Annotated in this window: 14 protein-coding genes; 10 read left to right on the top strand and 4 right to left on the bottom strand. The window is 64.2% G+C overall.

Annotated elements, in window-relative coordinates; all coding sequences use genetic code 11:
- The first annotated feature begins 45 nt into the window (after nt 1-45).
- Nucleotides 46-1,686, top strand: coding sequence for a PAS domain-containing protein (locus tag AC56LH_RS06795; protein WP_499645071.1), 1,641 nt, complete (start codon nt 46-48; stop codon nt 1,684-1,686).
- A gap of 64 nt (nt 1,687-1,750) precedes the next feature.
- On the opposite strand, the gene AC56LH_RS06790 is transcribed toward AC56LH_RS06795, so the two are convergent.
- A complete protein-coding gene (locus AC56LH_RS06790; RefSeq protein ID WP_499645069.1) occupies nt 1,751-3,787 on the bottom strand; it encodes a bifunctional 2',3'-cyclic-nucleotide 2'-phosphodiesterase/3'-nucleotidase in 2,037 nt (678 codons plus the stop codon).
- Nucleotides 3,788-3,920: 133 nt separating this feature from the next.
- On the opposite strand from AC56LH_RS06790, the gene prfB reads away from it, so the two are divergent.
- The 3 genes from prfB to lysS all read left to right on the top strand — a co-directional run bounded on the left by prfB (nt 3,921) and on the right by lysS (nt 7,298).
- Nucleotides 3,921-5,025 (top strand): peptide chain release factor 2 gene (prfB, locus tag AC56LH_RS06785; protein WP_258837984.1). Its coding sequence is split into 2 segments (ribosomal slippage): nt 3,921-4,001 and nt 4,003-5,025, totalling 1,104 coding nucleotides; the frame shifts between segments, so codons are not numbered across the junction.
- 13 nt (nt 5,026-5,038) lie between these two features.
- On the top strand, nt 5,039-5,710 hold the full coding sequence (locus tag AC56LH_RS06780) for an HAD family hydrolase (protein WP_499645067.1): 672 nt from the start codon (nt 5,039-5,041) through the stop codon (nt 5,708-5,710).
- A gap of 52 nt (nt 5,711-5,762) precedes the next feature.
- Complete coding sequence (gene lysS / locus AC56LH_RS06775; RefSeq protein WP_499645065.1) at nt 5,763-7,298, top strand: lysine--tRNA ligase; 1,536 nt, start codon at nt 5,763-5,765, stop codon at nt 7,296-7,298.
- Nucleotides 7,299-7,355: 57 nt separating this feature from the next.
- Here lysS and ppnN read toward each other — a convergent pair whose 3' ends face one another.
- Nucleotides 7,356-8,777, bottom strand: coding sequence for a nucleotide 5'-monophosphate nucleosidase PpnN (gene ppnN, locus AC56LH_RS06770; RefSeq protein WP_499645063.1), 1,422 nt, complete (start codon nt 8,775-8,777; stop codon nt 7,356-7,358).
- Between the two features lie 317 nt (nt 8,778-9,094).
- On the opposite strand from ppnN, the gene AC56LH_RS06765 reads away from it, so the two are divergent.
- Nucleotides 9,095-10,543, top strand: coding sequence for a peptide MFS transporter (locus tag AC56LH_RS06765; protein ID WP_499645061.1), 1,449 nt, complete (start codon nt 9,095-9,097; stop codon nt 10,541-10,543).
- Between the two features lie 332 nt (nt 10,544-10,875).
- Here the strand turns inward: AC56LH_RS06765 and AC56LH_RS06760 are convergent, their stop codons facing one another.
- Nucleotides 10,876-13,128, bottom strand: coding sequence for an OPT family oligopeptide transporter (locus tag AC56LH_RS06760; RefSeq protein WP_499645059.1), 2,253 nt, complete (start codon nt 13,126-13,128; stop codon nt 10,876-10,878).
- Nucleotides 13,129-13,334: 206 nt separating this feature from the next.
- Here AC56LH_RS06760 and AC56LH_RS06755 point away from each other — a divergent pair, with 206 nt between their 5' ends.
- The gene (locus tag AC56LH_RS06755) at nt 13,335-15,791 is read left to right on the top strand and encodes a penicillin-binding protein 1A (RefSeq protein WP_499648423.1); all 2,457 of its coding nucleotides are present in this window, start codon (nt 13,335-13,337) and stop codon (nt 15,789-15,791) included.
- A gap of 96 nt (nt 15,792-15,887) precedes the next feature.
- On the top strand, nt 15,888-16,247 hold the full coding sequence (locus AC56LH_RS06750; protein WP_499645057.1) for a DUF1428 domain-containing protein: 360 nt from the start codon (nt 15,888-15,890) through the stop codon (nt 16,245-16,247).
- Nucleotides 16,248-16,421: 174 nt separating this feature from the next.
- Here the strand turns inward: AC56LH_RS06750 and AC56LH_RS06745 are convergent, their stop codons facing one another.
- Nucleotides 16,422-17,663, bottom strand: a complete 1,242-nt coding sequence (locus tag AC56LH_RS06745) for an AMP-binding protein (protein ID WP_499645055.1) — start codon at nt 17,661-17,663, stop codon at nt 16,422-16,424.
- Between the two features lie 154 nt (nt 17,664-17,817).
- Between AC56LH_RS06745 and AC56LH_RS06740 the strand changes: the two genes are divergently transcribed.
- The 3 genes from AC56LH_RS06740 to AC56LH_RS06730 are packed head-to-tail and all read left to right on the top strand — an operon-like array spanning nt 17,818 to nt 21,369.
- A complete protein-coding gene (locus AC56LH_RS06740; protein WP_499645053.1) occupies nt 17,818-18,240 on the top strand; it encodes a PAS domain-containing protein in 423 nt (140 codons plus the stop codon).
- Nucleotides 18,237-19,601, top strand: coding sequence for a sensor domain-containing diguanylate cyclase (locus AC56LH_RS06735; RefSeq protein WP_499645051.1), 1,365 nt, complete (start codon nt 18,237-18,239; stop codon nt 19,599-19,601). Before AC56LH_RS06740 ends, AC56LH_RS06735 begins: the two co-directional genes overlap by 4 nt.
- Nucleotides 19,591-21,369 carry a putative bifunctional diguanylate cyclase/phosphodiesterase gene (locus AC56LH_RS06730; RefSeq protein WP_499645049.1) on the top strand — a complete coding sequence of 593 codons (1,779 nt, stop codon included), beginning with the start codon at nt 19,591-19,593 and terminating at the stop codon, nt 21,367-21,369. The genes AC56LH_RS06735 and AC56LH_RS06730 overlap by 11 nt, the downstream gene beginning before the upstream one ends.
- Nucleotides 21,370-21,490 lie beyond the last annotated feature (121 nt).

Below are 21,490 nucleotides of genomic sequence, written 5' to 3'. Positions count from 1 at the left end.
TTTCGCATGGTTAGCGCATTTTCTCGCGACGACGGTGACGAGTTGGTGAAAGCGAACGGCAGCGTGGGTGTCAAGGCTGGTGGCGAGGTCGAAGGCAGTGCCTACAATCCGATGGGCAACCCGGGCATGGAACACTGGAAGTCCAGTTCGATCTCGCAGTCGGGGTTTGCCAACCAGGACAATATTTTCTTCGCGGCCGTCGAAATGACGCGCATGCCGATGGTCGTGACCGACCCGCGCCAGAAGGACAACCCGATCGTCTTCGTCAACGGCGCATTTCTCGACCTGACTGGCTATACGCCGGACGAGATTCTGGGAAACAATTGCCGCTTTCTGCAGGGTCGCGATACCGACCGCGCAGTGATCGACGAACTGCGCACGGCGCTGGCACAGCACAAGGCCGTGGCGGTCGATATCCTGAACTACAAGAAAGACGGCACCCCTTTCTGGAACGGCCTGTTCATCGGTCCGGTGTTCGACAAGGAAGGCGAACTGCTCTACTTCTTCGCGTCACAGCTCGACATTACCTCGCGCCGCATCACCGAGATGTCGTACACGCAGGCGCAGAAGATGGAAGCCATCGGCCAGCTGACCGCCGGGCTGGCACACGATTTCAACAACCTGCTGCAAGTGGCCATCGGTAATCAGGAAATCGCCCTCAAGAGCCTGTCCAACCCCGACCTGACCGGCAAGATGCTGGCCAAGAGCCAGGCCGCGCTGCAGAAAGCCACCAAGCTCACGCAGCAATTGCTGGCCTTCGCGCGCAAACAGCGCCTCGAGCCGCGTCTGGTCAACCTGAACAGCCACGTCATCGCGTTCAGCGAAATTCTGGTCGGCACGCTGGGCGACCGTATCGAGCTGCGCCTCGACCTGCGCCCCGCGCTGCCGGAGTGCTGCATCGACCCGCACCAGTTCGAAGTGGCGCTGCTCAATACCTTGATCAACGCACGCGACGCCATGCCCGAGGGCGGCACCATCACCATCGGCACCTCGGTGCTGCGTGACAAGCAAAAAATCGAGGCGCACCGCCTGCTGGGTGACGAATATGTCGTGATCTGTGTCTCGGACACGGGCGAAGGCATGTCGCGGGAAGTCATGGCCCGCGCCACCGAGCCGTTCTTTACCACCAAAGGACCGGGCACCGGTCTGGGCCTTGCCATGGTCCATGGTTTCGCGGAGCAGTCGCATGGACGGCTGGAGCTCGACAGCGAGGTCGGCAAGGGCACGCAGGTACGGATGATCTTTCCAGTGGCCAGCCATGTGCAAGCGGAACAGCAAGACGACCACGACACTGCCCCTGAGTCCGGTGGCCAGACGACCGATGTCGCTCCCAAGCGCGTACTGGTCGTCGATGACAATGCCGATGTGCGCGAAATGTCGGCGGCATTCCTCTCTTCGCTCGGCTACGAGACGGTGGAGGCGGAAAGCGGCGAAGCGGCCCTGGTCATACTCGAATCGACCACAGTCGACCTGGTATTTTCAGACGTCATCATGCCCGGCGGGATGAACGGCCTGCAACTGATCGACATTGTCCGGCGCACCTACCCCGGCGTTGCCACACTGGCCGCGACCGGTTACTCCGAAAATGCGCTGGAACGACCTGATTCAGCGCCCGACCTGCAAATCCTGCCCAAGCCGTTCAAGCTGCACGACCTGGCCGACATGGTGAGCAAGCTGACCCAGTAGCGCCGCGCACGACCACCAAAAAAAATGCCGGCCCACGGGCCGGCATCGATCGCGACAGAACAGCTTACTTCGCCAGATCGACCGCGTACAACGCGGTTCCTTTGCCGCTGCCATCGTCGGCCTTCACCTGGCTGACATTGCCCAGCCCCGCCTCGCGTGCCAGCCCCTCCAGGCCTGGCGCCGAATGAAACACCACCTGCCCTTTGGTTTCTGTACGCGCAAAGCGCCAGCTGCGCGCCGCGCCATGCGACGCGCGCGTCAGTTCTTTCGCCGCGCGGATGTGCGCGATCAGGATGTCGCGGTTGTTGTCCGGCGACGCGATGACAACATTGCTGCCATCGAGCCCCGGGAAGCCGCCACCGCCACTGGCGCGGTAGTTGTTGGTCGCCACCAGGAACGCCTGCGCCGGCGCCACCGGCTTGCCCAGATACGTCAGGTTCACGATGCGCTCGCCCGGCTTTTTGGTCACGTCGATCTCGTAGCTGACATCGGTCGACGTGATTGTGTCGAAGTTAAAGCTCGGAAAGCGCGTGTTGACCAGTTCCTGCGGTGCGCTCACCGCCGGGTCGATCGTGTTGAAGCGCTGCGCCGCCGTCTCCAGCCACGCCTTCAGGCCCGCGCCATCGACCTTCACCGCATACAGCGAGTTCGGGAACAGATACAGGTCGGCCGCGTTGTTCAGCGCCAGATCGCCGGCCGGCACATCGGTGTAATCCGTCACGCTCGGAAAACCCGCCTTGAACGGCGCCGACACCGACAACACAGGCAGGCCGGCGTACTGCGGCAGATTGGTCTTGACGTAGTTGCTCACGTATTCGGCTTGCGCGCGGTTGACGACTTCAAGCGCCGACGGATCGCCCACGTCGGCGAAATAACTCGTCATGCGAAACGCCGAGCGGCCCACCGGCGTCTTCACGTAGGCAATCGTCGCTTCGTGTTCGGCGCGCACCAGGGCGGCTACCTCAGCGTCCGGTTCGACGAAGGTCTTGGGCCCCGTCTGCGTGGCGCGTGCCTGCACGACGGTCTTGTCCTTCTGTACCGTCCAGGTCTTGCCGTTGTAGGCCAGGTGCAGCTGGACCACGCCCAGGTGCTTGCCCCACTGGCTCGGCATCACGGTCGGCACGCCGTGCACCAGCCCGCGCGCCTTGTCCACGCCCGGCAGGTTGAATTGCGGGACCGTGCTGTCGGCGTTCGGGAACAGCTGGTGCGCGTGCCCCATCAGCATGACGTCGATGCCCGGCACCTTCGCCAGGTGCCAGTTGGCGTTTTCCATGGCCGGCGAGTACGGCGCGTCATCCAGGCCACCGTGCGACAGCGCCACGATCAGCTGCGCGCCTTTCTTGCGCATCTCCGGGATGTATTTTTCGGCCGTTTCGCGCACGCCGGCCGGGGCCACGCGGCCTTCCAGCCAGCGCTTGTCCCACGCCATGATCTCGGGCGGCGTGAAACCGATGATGCCGACTTTCACCAGCGTCTCGACCGGCTTGCCATCGGGCCCGCGCGCCGTGATCTTCTTGTCGATGATGCGGTACGGTGCGAACAACGGCGCGTTCGTCTGCAGGCTGTTCAGATTGGCCAGCACGATCGGGAACGCCGGACCGGCGCAGCGCGGCCCCTTGTCGACGCCCTTGACCTGGAACTGGCTGCCCGTGATCCGGTTCAGGAACGGCAGGCCGTAGTTGAATTCGTGGTTGCCAACCGTGCCGCCTTCGTAGCCCAGCGCATTCATGATCTTGTAGATGCCCAGCACCTCGTTGCACGCAGGCGGTTTGACCAGCGCCTGGTAGTCGGCGAACGCGGTGCCCTGGATCGTGTCGCCATTGTCGAGCAGGAGCGTGTTGGCGAATTCCTTGCGCGCGGCCTTGATCAGCGTGGCGGTGCGATCGACGCCGATCGACGGCTCGGCGGCCAGTTTGTAGTAGTCGTAGCCGACGACGTTGGCGTGCAGGTCGGATGTCTCCAGCACGGCCAGGACGGCGGTGGCGCCGGCCGGTGCCTTGCTGGCAGCATGGGCGGGAACAACGAGCAGCAATGGGGCGAAGGTGGTGATGAGTACAGCCACGCGTGCGGTGCTGATCTGATGACGCAGGGAGCGGTTCATGGGTAATCCGGGTAACGAGACCGCGCGATGGTACCCGTTGCCCTGCCGCCGGGCAAGCCATAGCGCCACATTGGGGCGACGCGTCGGGTATAATCCCCGGTTCGATTCAACCCACATTGAGACTGCCGATATCATGGAAGCCGAACGCATCAACGCCATTTCCGCCCTGCTGAACGACCTGACGGGTCGTGAGGCCGAACTTCGGAGGTATCTTTGACTTCGATAAGAAGTCAGAGAAACTAGAACAGGTCAACCAGGAGCTGGAAGACCCGGCCATCTGGAACGACCAGAAGCGCGCCCAGGAAATGGGCAAAGAGAAGAAGGCGCTCGAGGGCGTCGTGCTGACGCTCGAGAAAGCCAAGGCCGATCTCGCCGACGCCCTGGACCTGTTCCAGATGGCGCGCGAAGAAGGCGACGAAGACACGATGGAAGCCGTCGCGGGCGACGTCGAGGCGATCCAGAAGATCATCGAAGCGATGGAGTTCCGCCGGATGTTCTCCAATCCGATGGACCACGCGAGCTGCTTCATCGACATCCAGGCCGGCGCCGGCGGCACCGAGGCGCAAGACTGGGCCTCGATGCTGCTGCGTCAATACCTGCGCTACTGCGAACGTAAGGGCTTCAAGGCCGAGATTCTCGAGCAGTCCGACGGTGAAGTCGCGGGCATCAAGACCGCCACGATCAAGGTCGACGGCGAATACGCATATGGCCACCTGCGCACCGAAACCGGCGTGCACCGCCTCGTGCGCAAGTCGCCGTTCGACTCGGCCAACGGGCGCCACACGTCGTTCACGTCGCTGTTCGTGTACCCGGAAGTCGACGATTCGATCGAAATCGAAATCAACCCGGCCGACGTGCGCATCGATACCTACCGCGCGTCCGGTGCCGGTGGTCAGCACATCAACAAGACCGACTCCGCAGTGCGCCTGACCCACGGCCCGTCGGGCATCGTGGTCCAGTGCCAGAACGACCGCTCGCAGCACCGCAACAAGGCCGAAGCCTGGGACATGCTGCGCGCCAAGCTGTACGAACTCGAACTGCGCAATCGCATGAGCGAGCAGCAGAAGCTCGAAGACTCCAAGACCGACGTCGGCTGGGGCCACCAGATCCGCTCGTACGTGCTGGACCAATCCCGCATCAAGGATTTGCGTACCGGTTTTGAAACCGGCAACACGAAGAACGTCCTGGACGGCGACCTCGATGATTTCATCTCGGCCTCGCTGAAGCAAAACGTATAAAGGCTTACCCCGCATGACGACACCCGCCCGCGCACTGATCTTCGACATGGATGGCACCATCGTCGACAATATGGACTTCCACACCCGTGCGTGGATCACGTTCTTCGCTCGGCGGGGCCAAACCATCGAGCCCGATGCGTTCTTTCGCGACACGGCCGGCCGCCAGGGCAAGGAAATCCTGCGCCACTACCTGGGCGCAGAGCTGGACGACGATGTGCTGGCCACGCTGAACCACGAAAAAGAAGTGCTGTACCGCGATCTGTATGGCCCGCACCGGCGCACGATCGACGGCTTCGATGCCTTCATCGACCGCGCACGCGAGCAGGGCTGGGCTCTGGCAGTGGCCACGTCGGCCTCGCCGGGCAGTGCCCGTTTCATCCTCGACGAGATGGACCTGCACCGCAAATTCGATGCCGTCGTCGTGGGCACCGTGGACGTCCCGCGCGGCAAACCGCATCCGGACGTGTTCCTCAAGGCCGCCGAGCGCTGCAGCGTATTGCCGGCACAGTGCATCGTGTTCGAAGACGCGCCGCTGGGCGTGGAAGCGGCGCGCCGCGCCGGCATGCGCGCCGTGGTGCTGACCACGACGCTGCCCGCCGAGGCGTTCGCCGAATTCGACAACGTCATCGCGATCGTCAACGACTTCACGCAGCTGGACGTTGAAGCCCTGCTCTCGCTGTCTTAATTACTGCGCGCCGTATCGGCGGCATGCTCAACCAATACCAACCACCACCACTATGACCACCGAGAACCAAGAACAGGCCCCGTTGCAAGGCGCCGACGAAAACAAGATCATGGCCGAGCGCCGCGTCAAGCTGGCGGCGATCCGCGAAAAAGGCGTCGCGTTCCCGAACGACTTCGTCCCGCAGCACAAGGCGGCCGACCTGGTCCAGGCGTATGGCGAAAAAACGCGCGAAGAACTCGAAGCCGAGCCGGTTCCGGTGGTACTGGCCGGCCGCATGATGCTGCGCCGCGAGGCGGGCAAGAAGGCCGCATTCGCGACGCTGCAGGATAGCTCGGGCCCGTCGGCCAGCGGCCGTATCCAGATCTACATCACGCTCGACAGCGCCGGCGAGGCCGCGATGGACGAATTGCGCAGCTACGACCTGGGCGACATCCTTGGTGTCGAAGGTACGCTGTTCAAGACCAAGGTCGACGAACTGACCGTCAAGGTCAGCCAGCTGCGCCTGATCACCAAGGCGATCCGCCCGCTGCCGGACAAGTTCCACGGCCTGGCCGATCAGGAAACCAAGTACCGCCAGCGTTACGTCGACCTGATCATGAACGAGGACACGCGCCGCACGTTCAAGGCGCGTACCGCCGCGATGTCGTCGATGCGCCGCTTCATGGAAGACAACGGCTTCATGGAAGTCGAAACGCCGATGCTGCACCCGATCCCGGGCGGCGCCGCGGCCAAGCCGTTCGTCACGCACCACAATGCGCTGGACATGGAAATGTACCTGCGCATCGCACCGGAGCTGTACCTCAAGCGCCTGGTGGTCGGCGGCTTCGACCGCGTGTTCGAAGTGAACCGCAACTTCCGCAACGAAGGCGTCTCGGTCCGTCACAACCCTGAATTCACGATGATGGAATTCTATGCGGCGTATACCGATTACAAGTGGATCATGAACTTCACCGAACAGGTGATCCGCCAGGCCGCCGTCGATGCGCATGGCAGCGCCGTGCTGTCGTACGGTGGCCGTGAGCTGGACCTGTCCAAGCCGTTCCAGCGCCTGACCATCATCGAAGCGATCGACAAGTACGCGCCGGGCTACACGCCCGAGCAACTGAACGACGCCGAGTTCATCAAGACCGAACTGAAGAAGTTTGGCGTGAAGCCATTCGCCACCGCCGGCCTGGGCGCGCTGCAACTGGCGTTGTTCGAAGAAACCGCCGAAGCGCAGCTGTGGGAGCCGACCTTCATCGTCGATTACCCGGCCGAAGTCTCGCCACTGGCGCGCGCATCGGACACCCGCGCCGGCGTGACCGAACGCTTCGAGCTGTTCATGGTGGGCCGCGAGATTGCCAACGGCTTCTCGGAGCTGAACGATCCTGAAGACCAGGCAGCGCGCTTCCTGGCGCAGGTCGAGGCCAAGGATGCAGGTGATGAAGAGGCGATGTTCTACGACGCCGACTACATCCGCGCGCTCGAATACGGCATGCCGCCGGCAGGTGGTTGCGGCATCGGCATCGACCGCCTGATGATGCTGATTACCGATTCGCCAAACATCCGCGACGTGCTGCTGTTCCCGCACTTGCGCAAGGAAGACTGAGTGTCGAAGATTGATGCTTGAATGAAAAAGGCCGCCTTCGGGCGGCCTTTTTTATGTTTACTGCACGATCGTGTAGCAAGGTGTGTACGCCTTGCCTGGCAACTTCATGCGGCTTTGTTCGACAAACGACGCCAGCAGCGCATCCATCGGCCCCATGATCGCGGCTTCACCACGGATCTCGTACTTGCCGAATTGCTCGATCGCGCGAATGCCCTCTTCCTTCACGTTCCCGGCCACGACGCCCGAAAACGCCCGACGAAGATTGGCCGCCAGCAGGTGCGTCGGGATGCCCCGGTGCAGGTCGAGGTTGCGCATGTTCTCGTGCGTCGGACGGAACGGCTTCTGGAATTCGTGGTCGATCTTCAGGCGCCAGTTGTAATAGTAGGCGTCGCTGTGCGCCTTGCGGAACGCCCGCACTTCGCTGATGCCCTTGACCATCGCCACCGCCACCGCATCCGGATCGTCGATGATGATCTGGTAGCGCTTCTGCGCCGCCTCGCCCAGCGTCAGCGCCAGGAAGGCGTCGATCTGCGTGAAGTAATCGCGCGACGATGCCGGGCCGGTGAAGATCAGCGGGAACGGGATCCCGGCGTTATCGGGATGCAGCAGGATGCCGAGGATGTACAGGATTTCTTCGGCCGTGCCTGCGCCGCCCGGGAACACGACGATGCCGTGGCCGGTGCGCACGAAGGCTTCGAGACGTTTTTCGATATCTGGCATGATCACCAGATCATTGACGATCGGGTTCGGCGACTCGGCCGCAATGATGCCCGGCTCCGAAATACCCAGATACCGACCGCCCGCCAGGCGCTGCTTCGAGTGGCCAATCGTGGCGCCCTTCATTGGCCCCTTCATCGCGCCCGGACCGCAGCCGGTGCAGATATCGAGTTCGCGCAGGCCCAGCGCGTAGCCGACCTTCTTCGTGTAGTTGTACTCGATGCGCGAGATCGAGTGGCCGCCCCAGCACACGACCAGATTGGGATTGCGCTGCGCCTGCAGCACGTTGGCGTTGCGCAGGATGTGGAATACGGCGTCGGTGATGCCGTCAGTGCGGGTCAGGTCGAACTTCGGGTTGTCGGTGACGTCGAAATTGACGAACACGATATCGCGCAGTACGGCGAACAGGTGCTCGTGAATCCCGCGGATCATCTTGCCATCGACGAACGCGCTGGCCGGCGCGCCGCGGATATCGAGCTTGATGCCGCGCTCGCGCTGCAGGATGCTGATATCGAAACTGGCGTAGCGCTCGAGCAGTTCCTTGCCGTCGTCGATGTCGCTGCCGCTATTGAGTACTGCAAGCGCACATTTGCGAAACACGTCGTACAGGCCGGTGCGGCCGGTATCCAGCAGTTTACTGACTTCGGATTTGGACAGCACTTCGAGCTGGCCTTCGGGCGAAATCAGCGTGTCGACGACTTGCCGGCTTTCGGGGGACAGCTCGGTATCTACTACGGGTAATTCACTTGCTGCTTGCGTCATGGTCTGATGTCCTCGTTCGATTCTGTGATGCGGACTGCCAATCGTCTGACCGTCCTGTACAGCAATATACGCCAATCCGATGGCGCATGCGCGCCCCAAAACAGGGTGCAGTGCACCATGTTCGGGACCCGTCGGCGCACCGGCAAAAAAGCTTCGTATGATGCAGGATATGCACTAGAATGCGTGCCTATTGGAACGTTCGCCCGTCGAATAGCGCCATATAACAATTACCTTGTCATTACATTTTCGGGAGGAACCGCATGAGCGGTGCAGCTACTACCCCAGCTCGGGGACCTCTTCCAGAGTTCAAGCAGATCATGGGCCATCCAGCACCGCTGTGGATGCTGTTCATGACGGAATTCTGGGAGCGCTTCGCTTTCTATGGCATTCGTTGGGCACTCGTCCTCTACATCGTCGGCCAGTTCTATGCCGGCGACGCGGCTGGTCAGGCCAGTGCCAACCTCACCTACGGTTCCTACCTCGCGCTGGTGTATGCCGGCGCCGTCTTCGGCGGCTACGTGGCCGACCGCGTCATCGGTTATCAACGCTCGATCCTGGTCGGTGCCATCTTCATGGCGGCCGGCCTGTTCATGATTTCGATTCCGAACCAGGACGTGTTCAAGCTGGGCCTGGCCACGATCATCGTCGGTAACGGCATGTTCAAGCCGAACATCTCGGCCATGGTCGGCCAGCTGTACGCGCTGAACGACACCCGTCGCGATTCCGGCTTCACCATCTTCTACATGGGCATCAACGTCGGCGCATTCTTTGCACCGATCCTGACCCAGCTGCTGGCTGAAAAAGTGTTCGGTACTGCCGCCATGCCAGCGTACAAGATCGTGTTCCTGGCCTCGGGCATCGGCATGCTGATCTCGCTGGTCTGGTTCTTCATCGGCCGCAAGACGCTCCAGGGCATCGGCGCACCGGTCGGCGAACTGGCCAGCCCAAAGCGCCTGGCCGTCGTCATCGTCGGTTCGCTGATCGTGATCCCGATCGTCTACATGCTGCTGCAAGCGGGCGCCGCCAACCTGCAGATCCTGCTGACGGTCCTGTTCATCGGCCTGGCCGCGATGCTGATCATCGAAGGCGTCCGCGAAGGCAAAGTCGCCCGCGACAAGACCTGGGCGATGATGATCATCTTCTTCTTCAACGTCCTGTTCTGGTGCTTCTTCGAGCAGGCCGGCAGCTCGTTCACCTTCCTGGCCGATAACATCGTCGACCGCGACCTGAACGGCTGGACCTTCCCTGTCGCCTGGTTCCAGTCGGTGAACTCGGTGGCCATCATCGTCTTCGCGCCGATCATCGCCGCCGTCTGGGTGTGGCTGGGCAAGCGCAACGCCAACCCATCGATCCCGCGTAAATTCGGCCTGGGCCTGATCTTCAACGGCATCGCGTTCGGCCTGCTGGTCTACGCGCTGTCGCAGCTGATCGACGGCAACGGCAAGATCCCGTTCTGGACGCTGTTCGCGGTCTACGTGATCCAGTCGGTCGGTGAGCTGTGCCTGTCGCCAATCGGCCTGTCGATGGTCACCAAGCTGGCCCCTACCCGCCTCGTCGGCCTGGGCATGGGCGGCTGGTTCCTGTCGACCGGTATCGGCAACAACCTGTCGGGCATCTTCGCCTCGCACGTCTCCGGTGAAACCGGCATGACCGTCGCGTCGGCGCTCGACGGCTACAACTTCGGCCTGCTGTCGCTGCTGGGCGGCGGCATCCTGCTGGTGCTGCTCGCACCGGTGATCCAGAAGCTGATGCACGGCGTGAAGTAAGAGCGCTGCGTACCAATAAAGAACGGCGGCCTGCGGGTCGCCGTTTTTGTTTCAGCAAAAGCCGGGGTCAGGTCTGACATTCGGACACGATCTCAACCAAAAGCCGGGGTCAGGTCTGACATTCGGACACGATCTCGACAGTCAAGGAGTTGGAATTGGCAGTCACATAGCCATGCCAATGCTGGCAACACGGCGTTGGAAGTGGCGAAGGCTGAGGTCGTGTCTAAATGTCAGACCTGACCCTAGCTTTATTAGCTGTATTGGACGTGACCAAGGCTGAGGTCGTGTCCGAATGTCAGACCTGACCCCAGCTGTTGCCTTGGCCGTGTGCCTTACTTCACGGGCTTTTCACGCGCTACCCAGAACAGCAGCGCCACGATCACGGCGTATGGCAGCATGCTCAGCACGTTCGCGCTGTCGCCTGCGAAGAACGGGTTGTATGCTTCGGCCCAGCGCGCTGCGGCGGCGTCGAAGTCCGTCAGCACGCCCGCCGTGATCGCGATGATGATCCCTGCCAGCGCGCCGCCGGCGATGTAGCCGGATGCCAGCAGCACGCCCGAGCTGCGGTCGTTCGCGGCCTGGCGCTCTTCTTCGTTCAGGCCCACGTTCTGCGGCAGCTTGTTGTTGCGGCGGTCCGCCAGCCAGCGTACCGTGCCGCCAATCGCGATCGGCAGCGTCGCTACCAGCGGCAGGTAGACGCCTACTGAAAACGCCAGCGATGCGATCCCCGCCATTTCCAGCACGATCGCGATCATCACGCCGAACAGCACCAGCGTCCACGGCAGCTCGCGGTCCAGGATGCCCTTGATGATGTACGACATCAGCACCGCTTTCGGCGCATCGTATTTCTTCACCTCGGTGCCGTCGGGCCGCGTCTTGTGGTGGCCGTTGATGCCCGGGTCGACCAAGTACACGGCCTTGCCTGCGTTGTCGACGAAGTACTTGCCGGCGGGGCCGCCAACCGTGTCGGTCTTGTGCCAGACTTTATAGGTGTTCTTGTCCGTGTCGGCCTGCGGACCTTGCAGCGTGCCGGTGTCAGTCAACCGGGATGCATCGACCGTCAGGCCTGGCGCCACCTGCGCTGCCGGCACGTACACGGTGCCCGCTTCGTTCAGCTTGAGCAGCACCGGCCCCAGGATCAGCGCCGATGCAAACGCGCCGCACAGGATCGCGTACTGCTGCATGCGCGGCGTGGAGCCGACCAGGTAGCCGGTCTTCAGATCCTGCGACGTGGTGCCGGCATTGCTGGCGGCGATGCAGACGATCGCGCCGACCGACAGCGCGGTCACGTAATACTGGCCGCCCGTCCAGCCCATCAGCAAGAAGATCAGGCAGGTAAACAGCAGCGTGGCCACGGCCATCCCGGAGATCGGATTGGACGACGACCCGATCTCGCCCACGAGCCGTGACGACACGGTCGCAAACAGAAAGCCGAATACCAGGATCAGCACCGCACCGAGCACGTTCATGTGCAGCGGCGCGGCCAGCGAAATCACGGCGACGATCGCGAGGCAGCCGATCACGACCCACTTCATCGGGATGTCGCGGTCAGTGCGCAAGGAGGTATCAACTACGGCGTCGCGACTGTTCTTCATGCCCGCCAGGCCACCGCGCAAGCCATTCCAGATCGTCGGCAGCGAGCGCGCCAGCGAGATCAGGCCGCCCGTGGCGACGGCGCCGGCGCCGATGTAGAGAATGTAGGCGCTGCGGATGTCGTCGCCCGTCATGTCGCGGATCGGGATCGTGCCGGGCGAGAGCGGCGTGCTGGCCAGCTCGCCGAAGAACTTGATCATCGGGACCAGCATCAGCGACGCCAGCACGCCGCCGGCCGCCATCGTGAAGGCGATGCGCGGTCCGATGATGTAGCCCACACCCACCAGCTCGGGCGAGATCTCGGCGCCGATGCTGCCGGTCTTGAGCGGCGCGCCGAACTCGAAGTTGACCGTATCGCGCCAGCCCTTGAGCGATACGCTGAGCGTCTTGTACAGGATGCCGATGCCAAAGCCACCGAAGATCAGCATTGCGCGGCGTTTTGCGATGCGGACCGCGTCGCTGCCGGCGATGCGCACTTCGCCTGCGGCGTCGCGCGAGACATCGGTGGCCGCAGCCTTGAGCACTTCGGCGCAGGCCGTGCCTTCCGGGTATTTCAGTTCGCGGTGCTGGTCGACGATCAGCGTGCGGCGCAGCGGGATCATCATCAGGATGCCCAGCAGGCCACCGAGCACACCCACCAGCAGCACGCGCGAGATTTCCAGGTCGAAGCCCAGGATCAGGATCGCCGGCATCGTCACGCCCAGGCCGAAGGCCAGCGACTCGCCGGCGGAACCGGCCGTCTGCGCGATGCTGTTTTCAAGGATCGTCGATTCGCGCGCGCCCAGTTGCCTCGCCACGCCGAACAGCGTGATGGCGATGACCGCCACCGGGATCGAGGCGCTGACGGTCAGGCCGACCTTGAGCACCAGGTACAGCGACGACGCGCCGAAGATCATGCCGAGGATGACGCCCATGATCAGGGCGCGTGGCGTCATTTCAGCCAGTTGGGCATGTGCGGGAATATACGGTTTGAAGCTTGAATCGGGCGGCATGGTGTCCTTGGTTGCGGGCGCAGTTCGCCAGTCGCGGACGAACCGAAAGCAGGAATATCGCACATGCACGTACGGAAAGAAAGCGCGCGCTGAAAGCGGACTATAATCGCCCGATCCTGGCCCACGACGTGGTCCGCAGCAAGTTTTAGAGTGAGAGTTCGGCATTGAAAGCGACCAACCAACAGTCCGCAAAAACCCTGCTGGGCATGAAGCGCGCGTACGCGTACGTGCTGATCTTCGTCGCCGCGCTGCTGCTGATTGCGGTCGGCCTGGCCATCGGCGTGTGGAGCGCGATCAGTGCCAAAGTGCCGCCAATCGACGCCGTTACCGATTACCGCCCGAAGATCCCGCTGCGCATCTACACGCAGGACAATGTGCTGATCGGCCAGTTCGGCGTCGAGCACCGCGACTTCGTGCCGATCACGAAGATCCCTGCGATGATGAAAAGCGCTGTGCTGGCAATCGAAGACACGCGCTTCTATGAACACGGCGGCATCGACTTCCTCCGGGCGATGGGTGCAGCCCGCGCCAATCTGCGCGGCGGTTTTCGCCAGGGCGCATCGACCATCACGATGCAGGTCGCGCGCAACTTCTTCCTCACCAACGAGAAGACGCTCTCGCGCAAGCTGACCGAGGTCGCGCTGGCCTACAAGATCGAGCGCTCGCTGTCCAAGGACCAGATCCTCGAGCTGTACATGAACCAGATCTACCTGGGCCAGCGCTCGTATGGTTTTTCGAGCGCCGCGCGCAGCTACTTCGGCAAGACACTCGATCAGCTGTCGCTGGCCGAAACAGCAATGCTGGCCGGCCTGCCGCAAAATCCGGCGCGCACCAATCCCGTGTCGAACCCCAAACGCGCGGCGGCGCGCCAGCACGCCATCCTCAAGCGCCTGCTCGAACTGGGCACGATCACCGAGGCGCAGTACACCACGGCGCTGGCCGAGCCCCTGCGCGTCAAGCGCGACGCCGGCCAGAAGTTCGACACGCCGGCCCAGTATGTCGCGGAGCTCGCGCGCCAGGCGGTCTACGAACAGTTCGGCGAAGACGCCTACACGCGCGGCATCGTGGTCACGACGACGATCCGCGCGGCCGAACAAAAGGCCGCGTACGAATCGGTGCGGCGCAACGTGCTGGCCTACGATGGCCGCCATGGCTACCGTGGCCCCGAGGCGCGCGTCGAGCTGCCATCCGACCCCGAACAACGCGATGAAGCCATTGCCGACGCGCTGCAGGCGCGCCGCTCCAGCGATGGCTTGCTGGCCGGCGTCGTACTGGCGGCCAGCACAAACCAGGTGCGGGTGACATTGCTGTCGGGCGAGGACATCGTCATCAAGGGCGCGGGCCTGAAGTTCGCCAGCCCGGGCCTGCAGCCAACGGCGCGCGAGGCGCTGCGGATCACGCCGGGCGCCGTCATCCGCGTCAGCAAGGACAAGGGCGGCGACTGGGCCATCGTGCAGGTGCCGCAGGTCGAGGCAGCGTTCGTCGCGATCGACGCCGATACCGGCGCCTACCACGCGCTGGTCGGCGGCTTCGACTACAACCTGCAAAAGTTCAACCACGTCACGCAGGCGTGGCGCCAGCCGGGATCGAGCATCAAGCCGTTTGTGTATTCGGCCGCCCTTGAAAAAGGCTATTCGCCCGCCACCCGCATCCTCGATGCCCCGATCGAACTGCCTGGCGCCAGCGTGGACAATCCGTGGCGGCCGCAGAACGACGACGGCGTGTTCGACGGCGAAGTCACGCTGCGCCAGGCGCTCGTCAAGTCGAAGAACGTGCCGACGGTGCGCGTGCTGCGCGCGGTGTCGGTCGATTTCGCGCACCAGTACCTCGAACACTTCGGCTTCGACCTGGCGCGCCATCCGCGCAACTACACGATGGCGCTGGGCACGGGCGCCGTCACGCCGCTGCAACTGGCTGGCGCCTACTCGGTGTTCGCCAACGGCGGCTATCGCGTCAAGCCCTACCTGATCCAGCGCATCGTCGACGGCAATGGCACCGTGATCGCCGAGGTAGCGCCGTTCCAGGGCCCGCAGGAAGACAACCGCGTCATCACGGCAAGAAATGCCTTCGTCGTCGACAGCATGCTGCGCGACGTGGCCCGTTTCGGCACTGCCGCCGGCTCGGCCAAGCAGCTCGGCCGCACCGACCTGGCCGGCAAGACCGGCACCACCAACGATGCCATCGATGGCTGGTTCGCCGGCTACGCGGGCAAGGTTGTCGCTGTATCGTGGATGGGCTACGACGAACCGCGCTCGCTGGGCGGCCGCGAATTCGGCTCGACGCTGGCGATGCCGATCTGGATCGACTATATGCGCGTGGCGCTGGCCAAGGTCGCGCCACAGGAACGCACGCCACCGGACGATCTGGTCAACGATGGCCGCGACTGGATCTATCCCGAATACGCGGATGCAGCCGAGACCCGCACCATCGACATCGCGCTCGCGCCGCCGGCAGCGCCCGTCGACGAATTCCAGCAGCCACTCGACAACGCGCCGCCCGAAGGACCGTCGCCGCTCGAGGCCTTGCCCAATGTCGCGCCCCCATCGCCGCCAGCGCAACCGCCGCAGCAATCACCGCAGCCGGCACCGCAAGCACCGCAGCCGCCAGCGCTGCCCCCGCAACAGCCCCCGCAAGCACCGGCACCCGACAACAGCGTGTGGTAGCCTGAGGTTCCCGACACCACCGTCGGGAACCTCGTGGGCCGTGTACTGGTGGGTCACAGACGCGCGCCGCGCATCCAACCGTCCAGGGAGATCCACATGGCATATGTCGATGGTTTTGTCCTTCCGCTTCCCACCTCCAGCATCGAAGCATACCGCGCCCAGGCGCAGCTGGCCGGCGCCGTCTGGCGCGAGCATGGCGCACTGGAATACCGCGAATGGATCGCTGACGATGTCCCGTCCGGCGAACACACGTCGTTCCCGCAAAGCGTACAACTGGAAGATGGCGAAACGGTGATCCTCGCCTGGGCTGTCTACGAATCGCGCGCCCATCGCGATGAAGTCAATAAAAAAGTCATGAACGATCCGCGCCTGGCCGCCATGATGCAGCCGGGCGGCGTGCCGTTCGACGTCAAGCGCATGTTCTTTGGCGGCTTCGAGACTTTTGTCGTGCTGTAGCCGCGCACGTCCCTAGGGAAGTACTGATTTATTCTGGGGGATGGAATTGGCTGCGGAAAAAGCCACCATGCAAGGCGCAAATCGCAGCAATAGTGGGCTATTGCGAGAATTTGCAACGCCGCAGGGTGGCTTTTTCCGCGCCAAGTCCGCCTCCATGAATTAATCAGTGCTTCCCTAGACGTCGCTGTCGATGATCCAGTCGGCCAGCTTGCCGCTCGCACCACGCGGCAGGCGCGGTCCGAACGAGTAGGCCGCCGGGCACTCGGGCGCTGTCAGGCGCTCGCTGAGCCAGGCATGCAGGCCGGCCTGCAGCGCGGCATCGGCCACCGCGCCGTCACGCACCACCACGAAGGCCTTGAGGCGTTCGCCTTCATCGGGCCGCATGCGGCGCACGCTTGCCTCCAGCACGGCCGGATGCAGGCGCAGCACATCGGCCACATAGCCCGGAAACACATTGACGCCGCCGACCTGCACCGCCTGGTCGATGCGTCCGTCCGGCTGGAAACGCCCGTCGTCACGCCATGCCAGCCGATCCTGCAACACGGCTGGCTGACGCGTCCCGTCCGGACACTGGCGGACCAGGCCATCGGTCTGACGCTTGTCCTGACCCGTGCGCGACCAGTACGGGAACAGCGTGTAGCCGCCCTCTGGCTCGTCACGCCAGCCGACGCCGGCGGTCTCCGAGCTGCCATACACCTGCACCAGCCGCGCCAATCCTGTGCCGAGCGCAGCACGCGCCACCTCGGGCGGGCACGGCGCTGTCGAGGTGACGCCGACGACGTCCGGCGCCAGCGGCCCGGCGGCCTGGCCGAACGCGCGCCAGAGATCCGGATGCCCGATCACCAGGTCGCCGGGCATCAGCTGGGCCGCCAGCGCCGCCGGTGCATGACCGCGCAGGTCGCACACGGCATCGATGCCCAGGCAGCGCGGCAGCAGGACGGTGAACAGGAAGCCATAGATATGGTGCGCCGGCACCAGGCTGACGATGCGCCGCCGGCCTGGCAGCAGCGTGGCGAGTGCCCCGACCTCTTGCCACAGTAACGCCAGCGGGTGCCTGCACGGCTTGGGCGCGCCACTGCTGCCCGACGTGCGAAACGTCAGCGCGCTCCCGTCAGCGTCAAGACCGGCGCGCGCCGCATCGAGCCAGTCGTCCAGACGCGTGCGCGTGAGCAACGGCGCATCAGCCGTCCCGCGCAGATGCAATTGCGTTTCCAGTGCCGACGCCAGCCCCATCAGCTCGAGCGAATCGGCAGCCAGATCGTGGCGCAGATCGAGTGCTGCGGGCCAGGGCGGCGCCTGCAGTTGCCGGCCTGGCCGCAGCGCCGCCAGTTCGGCGGCCAGCAGATCGACAACTAAGCGCCGCAAGCCTGCCGCATCGCGCCACCAGCAGGCCGCATCGTCCGGGTGATAAGTCATAAAATGGGAGCACATGAAGAGACGGGCATGGTGACGTTGAAACAGCGGGCTGTCAATTTGCGACACAGTGTGCGAAATTGTGGATTCTCACTGTAAAATCGTGATTTGTTGCAGAGCGGCAATTGACACGCGTTTATTGCACATGGCAACATCGATGACCAATATCTACTGGCCGCGCGTCGGCACCCAATTCATGACTCTTGCCTTTGATTTTCCCGAGCTGGCTGCCCGGCTTGACGCGTGTTCTTCCGAAGAACTCGACCAGCTCGATTTCGGTGTGATCGGTTTCAATCCGAATACCGAGGTCAGCCGGTACAACGCGTTCGAGTCGCAGGCTGCCGGCCTGTCGCCGCAGCGCGTGCTGGGCCAGCCGTTGTTTACCAACGTCGCACCGTGCATGAACAACTTCATGGTCGCGCAGCGTTTCGACGATGCGCTGGAACAGAACATCGCCCTCGACGAAACCGTCGACTACGTCCTGACGCTGCGCATGCGCCCGGTGAAAGTCGCCCTGCGCCTGCTGTCCAACCCCGGCAGCGCCACGCGCTACGTCCTCGTCAAGCGGCAACCAAAGTGAGTGACGACCTCGCCCAGCTCAGCGCGGAATACGAGGCGCTGATCCAGTTCCTGTATCTCGCCCCGGTTGGGCTGGTACAGCTCGCCGCCGATGGCGAGATCGCCATGATCAACCCGATCGCGGCCCAGCTTCTGATGCCGCATTCGCGCAATGGCGGGCTGGACAACCTGTTTGTCGCGCTCGAGGACATCGCGCCCGACCTGCGCAACCTGTGCCAGCAGAGTACAGTCCAGAGCGGCAAGATCTGCGACGGCATGCACGTGCACCTGCATGCCGGCAGCGGCTGCAGCAAGCGCATGCCGCAGATCCTGTCGATCACGCTGCTCCGGCTCGATGCCAGCCGCATCATGGCGGTCATCGACGACATCACCGAGCAGGTGCGGCGCGAATGCCGCCAGCGGCAGAACGACGCCTGGCTCAATGCGGTCCTGACCGGCATCACCGATTATGCACTGGCCAGCCTGGATTCCCAGGGCCGTCTGTGCGAATGGAACCCGAGCATCGGCCGCGTGACCGGCTTCGGCCCCGACTCCGAGGGCCAGAGCTACACGATGTTTTATCCAAACGATGCGATCACGCCCGAGCGCGCGCTGGACCGCCTGCGCGAAGCCGACGCTGACGGCTGGGCGCTGGACGAGAGCCGCCTGCTGCGCGCCGACGGCAGCGCATTCTGGGGCAGCGTGATGATTGCGCCCCTGCCCGAAGCCGACCGCGAAGCCGCCGATGGCGCCCAGAGCCTGCCCTGCGAAGAGGGCCCGGCCTACTGCCTGATCCTGCGCGACGTGAGCGACAAGCGCGACATCGCCGAGCGCCGCCGGCGCGAAGCATTCAGCGACCACCTGACCGGCCTGGCCAATCGCCGCGCGCTGTTCGACGCCGCCAGCCAGGAGTTCGAACGCAGCCGCGCCGCGCCGCGGCCGACCGCAATGATCATCCTCGACGCCGATCACTTCAAGGCCATCAACGACCGCTATGGCCACCCGGGCGGCGACGCCGTGCTGCAGCATCTGGCGGCGATCCTGCTCGACTTCTTCCGCGAAGTCGATGTCGTCGCGCGCATCGGCGGCGAAGAATTCGCCGTGCTGCTGCCATCGACCGACCTGGCGCATGCGCTGGATCTGGCCGAACGCCTGTGCGCACGCGTCGCGCTGGATGCCAAGAGCTTCGATGGCCAGGCGATCGTGTGCACGATCAGCGCCGGCGTCGCAGTCGCTGCCGATGGCCATGGCGGCGTCGACCTGCTCATCAAGCAAGCCGACCAGGCTCTGTACGCGGCCAAGCGCGCGGGGCGCAACCGTGCCCTGGCCTGGCAGCCTGATCCCGTTATCGCCACGCCCCAGGAGGCGCTCGATGGAGCCTAAGGTCCAACAAGACGCGGTCGACGCCTATGAAGCGCTGGTGCAGTTCCTGTACCGGGCGCCGATCGGCCTGGCGCAGACCTCGCTCGACGGCACGGTCGACATGCTCAACCCGATGGCGTCGCGGCTGCTGATGCCACTGGCCACCGCGCAGGGCCTGGACAACCTGTTCGATGTGCTGGCGCCGGTGGCGCCGCATCTGGCGTCCATGGTCGAGGCATTCCTCGAGCCGTCCGGCATGATCTGCGAAGGCCTGCGTCTGCCGGTGGGCGTTCCGCACGCCGCCACTGGCAGCCTGCAGGTGCTGGCGCTGAACCTGATGAAGCTCGACCCCGAACGCCTGATGGCGACCGTGGCCGACGCCACGTTCGAAGTGCAGCGCGAGCAGGAGGTGCTGTCGCGCCGCCTGCGCAACGCCGCGCGCACCGACACCCTGACCCGCATGCCCAACCGCGAAGCCGTGCGCGACGCGTTGCAGCACCTGCTGGCGCAGCCGGTTTCCGATCTCGGCTTCGCGGTGCTGACCCTCAATTGCGACCGCTTCCGCCAGCTCAACGACAGCCTGGGCCAGGCGGTCGGCGACCATCTGCTGATGCACATGGCCGACCGCCTGCGCGGTGCGCTGCGCCCGGCACTGGGCCGGATCGAACCGGGCACGCTGAGCGGGCAGCTGGCGGCCCGCACCGGCGGCGACGAATTCGTCGTCCTGCTCGATGGCCTGCGCGGACGCGCCGACGCCGAGCGCATCGCGCTGCGCCTGCTCGATGCGCTGGCCGATCCGTACGTGGTCGATGGCCACGACATCGTGTGCGGCGCCAGCGTCGGCCTGGCCTGGAGCATGGATGACCCGGACATCGCCCTGCGCGAACCGGACGACGTGCTGCGTGACGCCGGCATCGCGATGGTCGAGGCCAAGCGGGCCGGCGGCAACCGCCACGTCGTGTTTGCGCCAAGCATGCGCGAACGCGCAGCGCGGCGCGCCGGCATCGAAGCCGAACTGCGCCAGGCGCTGGTCGAGGAACAGCTGTTCGTCGTCTATCAGCCAGTGGTGCGCCTGCTGCCCTGCGGCGGCGTCGATTACGCGGCCGGGGTCGAGGCGCTGGTGCGCTGGCGCCATCCGGTGCGCGGCATCGTGCCGCCGATCGACTTCATCGAAGTGGCCGAAGAATGCGGGCTGATCGGCCTGTTGGGCGACTTCGTTCTTGAACGCGCCAGCCGCGACTTTCTCGACTGGCGCGCTTGCCTGGGCGAGCGCGCACCTGGCCTGATGGCGGTGAACCTGTCGCGCGCCCAGTTGGCACAACCGGGATGGATCGAGAGCGTGCGCCGGATCCTGCACGACACCGGCATGCCGCCGGGTTGCCTGCAGCTGGAAGTCACCGAGAGCCTGGCCGCACAGGGCCAAGACGTTCAGCAGCGCTTGCACGACCTGAAAGCCCTGGGCATCAAACTGGCGCTGGACGATTTTGGCACCGGCTATTCGTCGCTGTCGAGCCTGCACCTGCTGCCGGTGGACACGGTCAAGATCGATCGCTCGTTCGTGTGCCAGGCCGACACCAGCGCCCACCACCGGGTACTGATCGAAGCCACCGTCAAGGTCGCACGCAGCCTGGGCATGACCACGGTGGCCGAAGGCATCGAGACACAATCGCAGCTGGATGTGGTGCGCAGCCACCTGTGCGACAAGGTGCAGGGCTATTTCTACAGCCGGCCATTGCCTGCTCCCGAGCTACTGGTGTGGCTGGCAAGTCACGAAGCTGCCATCCATTGACGCGATCGACTGACGCCTGCGCTGACGTGCGCTGGGCGTGTCGTCCTACAAGAATGGACTCTGTGTTCCTATTCGTGCGAACCCGCGGTTGCTTGATGATAAGACAACTTAATCATCACGG

It is taken from the genome of Telluria sp. LT1R51-2 (genome assembly GCF_059685775.1).
The sequence above is the reverse complement of the archived record's forward strand: the minus strand, read 5'-3'. Positions and strand labels throughout refer to the sequence as shown.

Bases quoted from the DNA above. Each gene is read 5' to 3' on its own strand.
- AC56LH_RS06730 (WP_499645049.1), top strand. From the start codon at position 19,591: ATGGAGCCTAAGGTCCAACAAGACGCGGTCGACGCCTATGAAGCGCTG.
- AC56LH_RS06790 (WP_499645069.1), bottom strand. From the start codon at position 3,787: ATGAACCGCTCCCTGCGTCATCAGATCAGCACCGCACGCGTGGCTGTA.
- ppnN (WP_499645063.1), bottom strand. From the start codon at position 8,777: ATGACGCAAGCAGCAAGTGAATTACCCGTAGTAGATACCGAGCTGTCC.
- AC56LH_RS06780 (WP_499645067.1), top strand. From the start codon at position 5,039: ATGACGACACCCGCCCGCGCACTGATCTTCGACATGGATGGCACCATC.
- AC56LH_RS06755 (WP_499648423.1), top strand. From the start codon at position 13,335: ATGAAGCGCGCGTACGCGTACGTGCTGATCTTCGTCGCCGCGCTGCTG.
- AC56LH_RS06745 (WP_499645055.1), bottom strand. From the start codon at position 17,663: ATGACTTATCACCCGGACGATGCGGCCTGCTGGTGGCGCGATGCGGCA.
- AC56LH_RS06765 (WP_499645061.1), top strand. From the start codon at position 9,095: ATGGGCCATCCAGCACCGCTGTGGATGCTGTTCATGACGGAATTCTGG.
- lysS (WP_499645065.1), top strand. From the start codon at position 5,763: ATGACCACCGAGAACCAAGAACAGGCCCCGTTGCAAGGCGCCGACGAA.
- AC56LH_RS06740 (WP_499645053.1), top strand. From the start codon at position 17,818: ATGACCAATATCTACTGGCCGCGCGTCGGCACCCAATTCATGACTCTT.
- AC56LH_RS06750 (WP_499645057.1), top strand. From the start codon at position 15,888: ATGGCATATGTCGATGGTTTTGTCCTTCCGCTTCCCACCTCCAGCATC.
- AC56LH_RS06760 (WP_499645059.1), bottom strand. From the start codon at position 13,128: ATGCCGCCCGATTCAAGCTTCAAACCGTATATTCCCGCACATGCCCAA.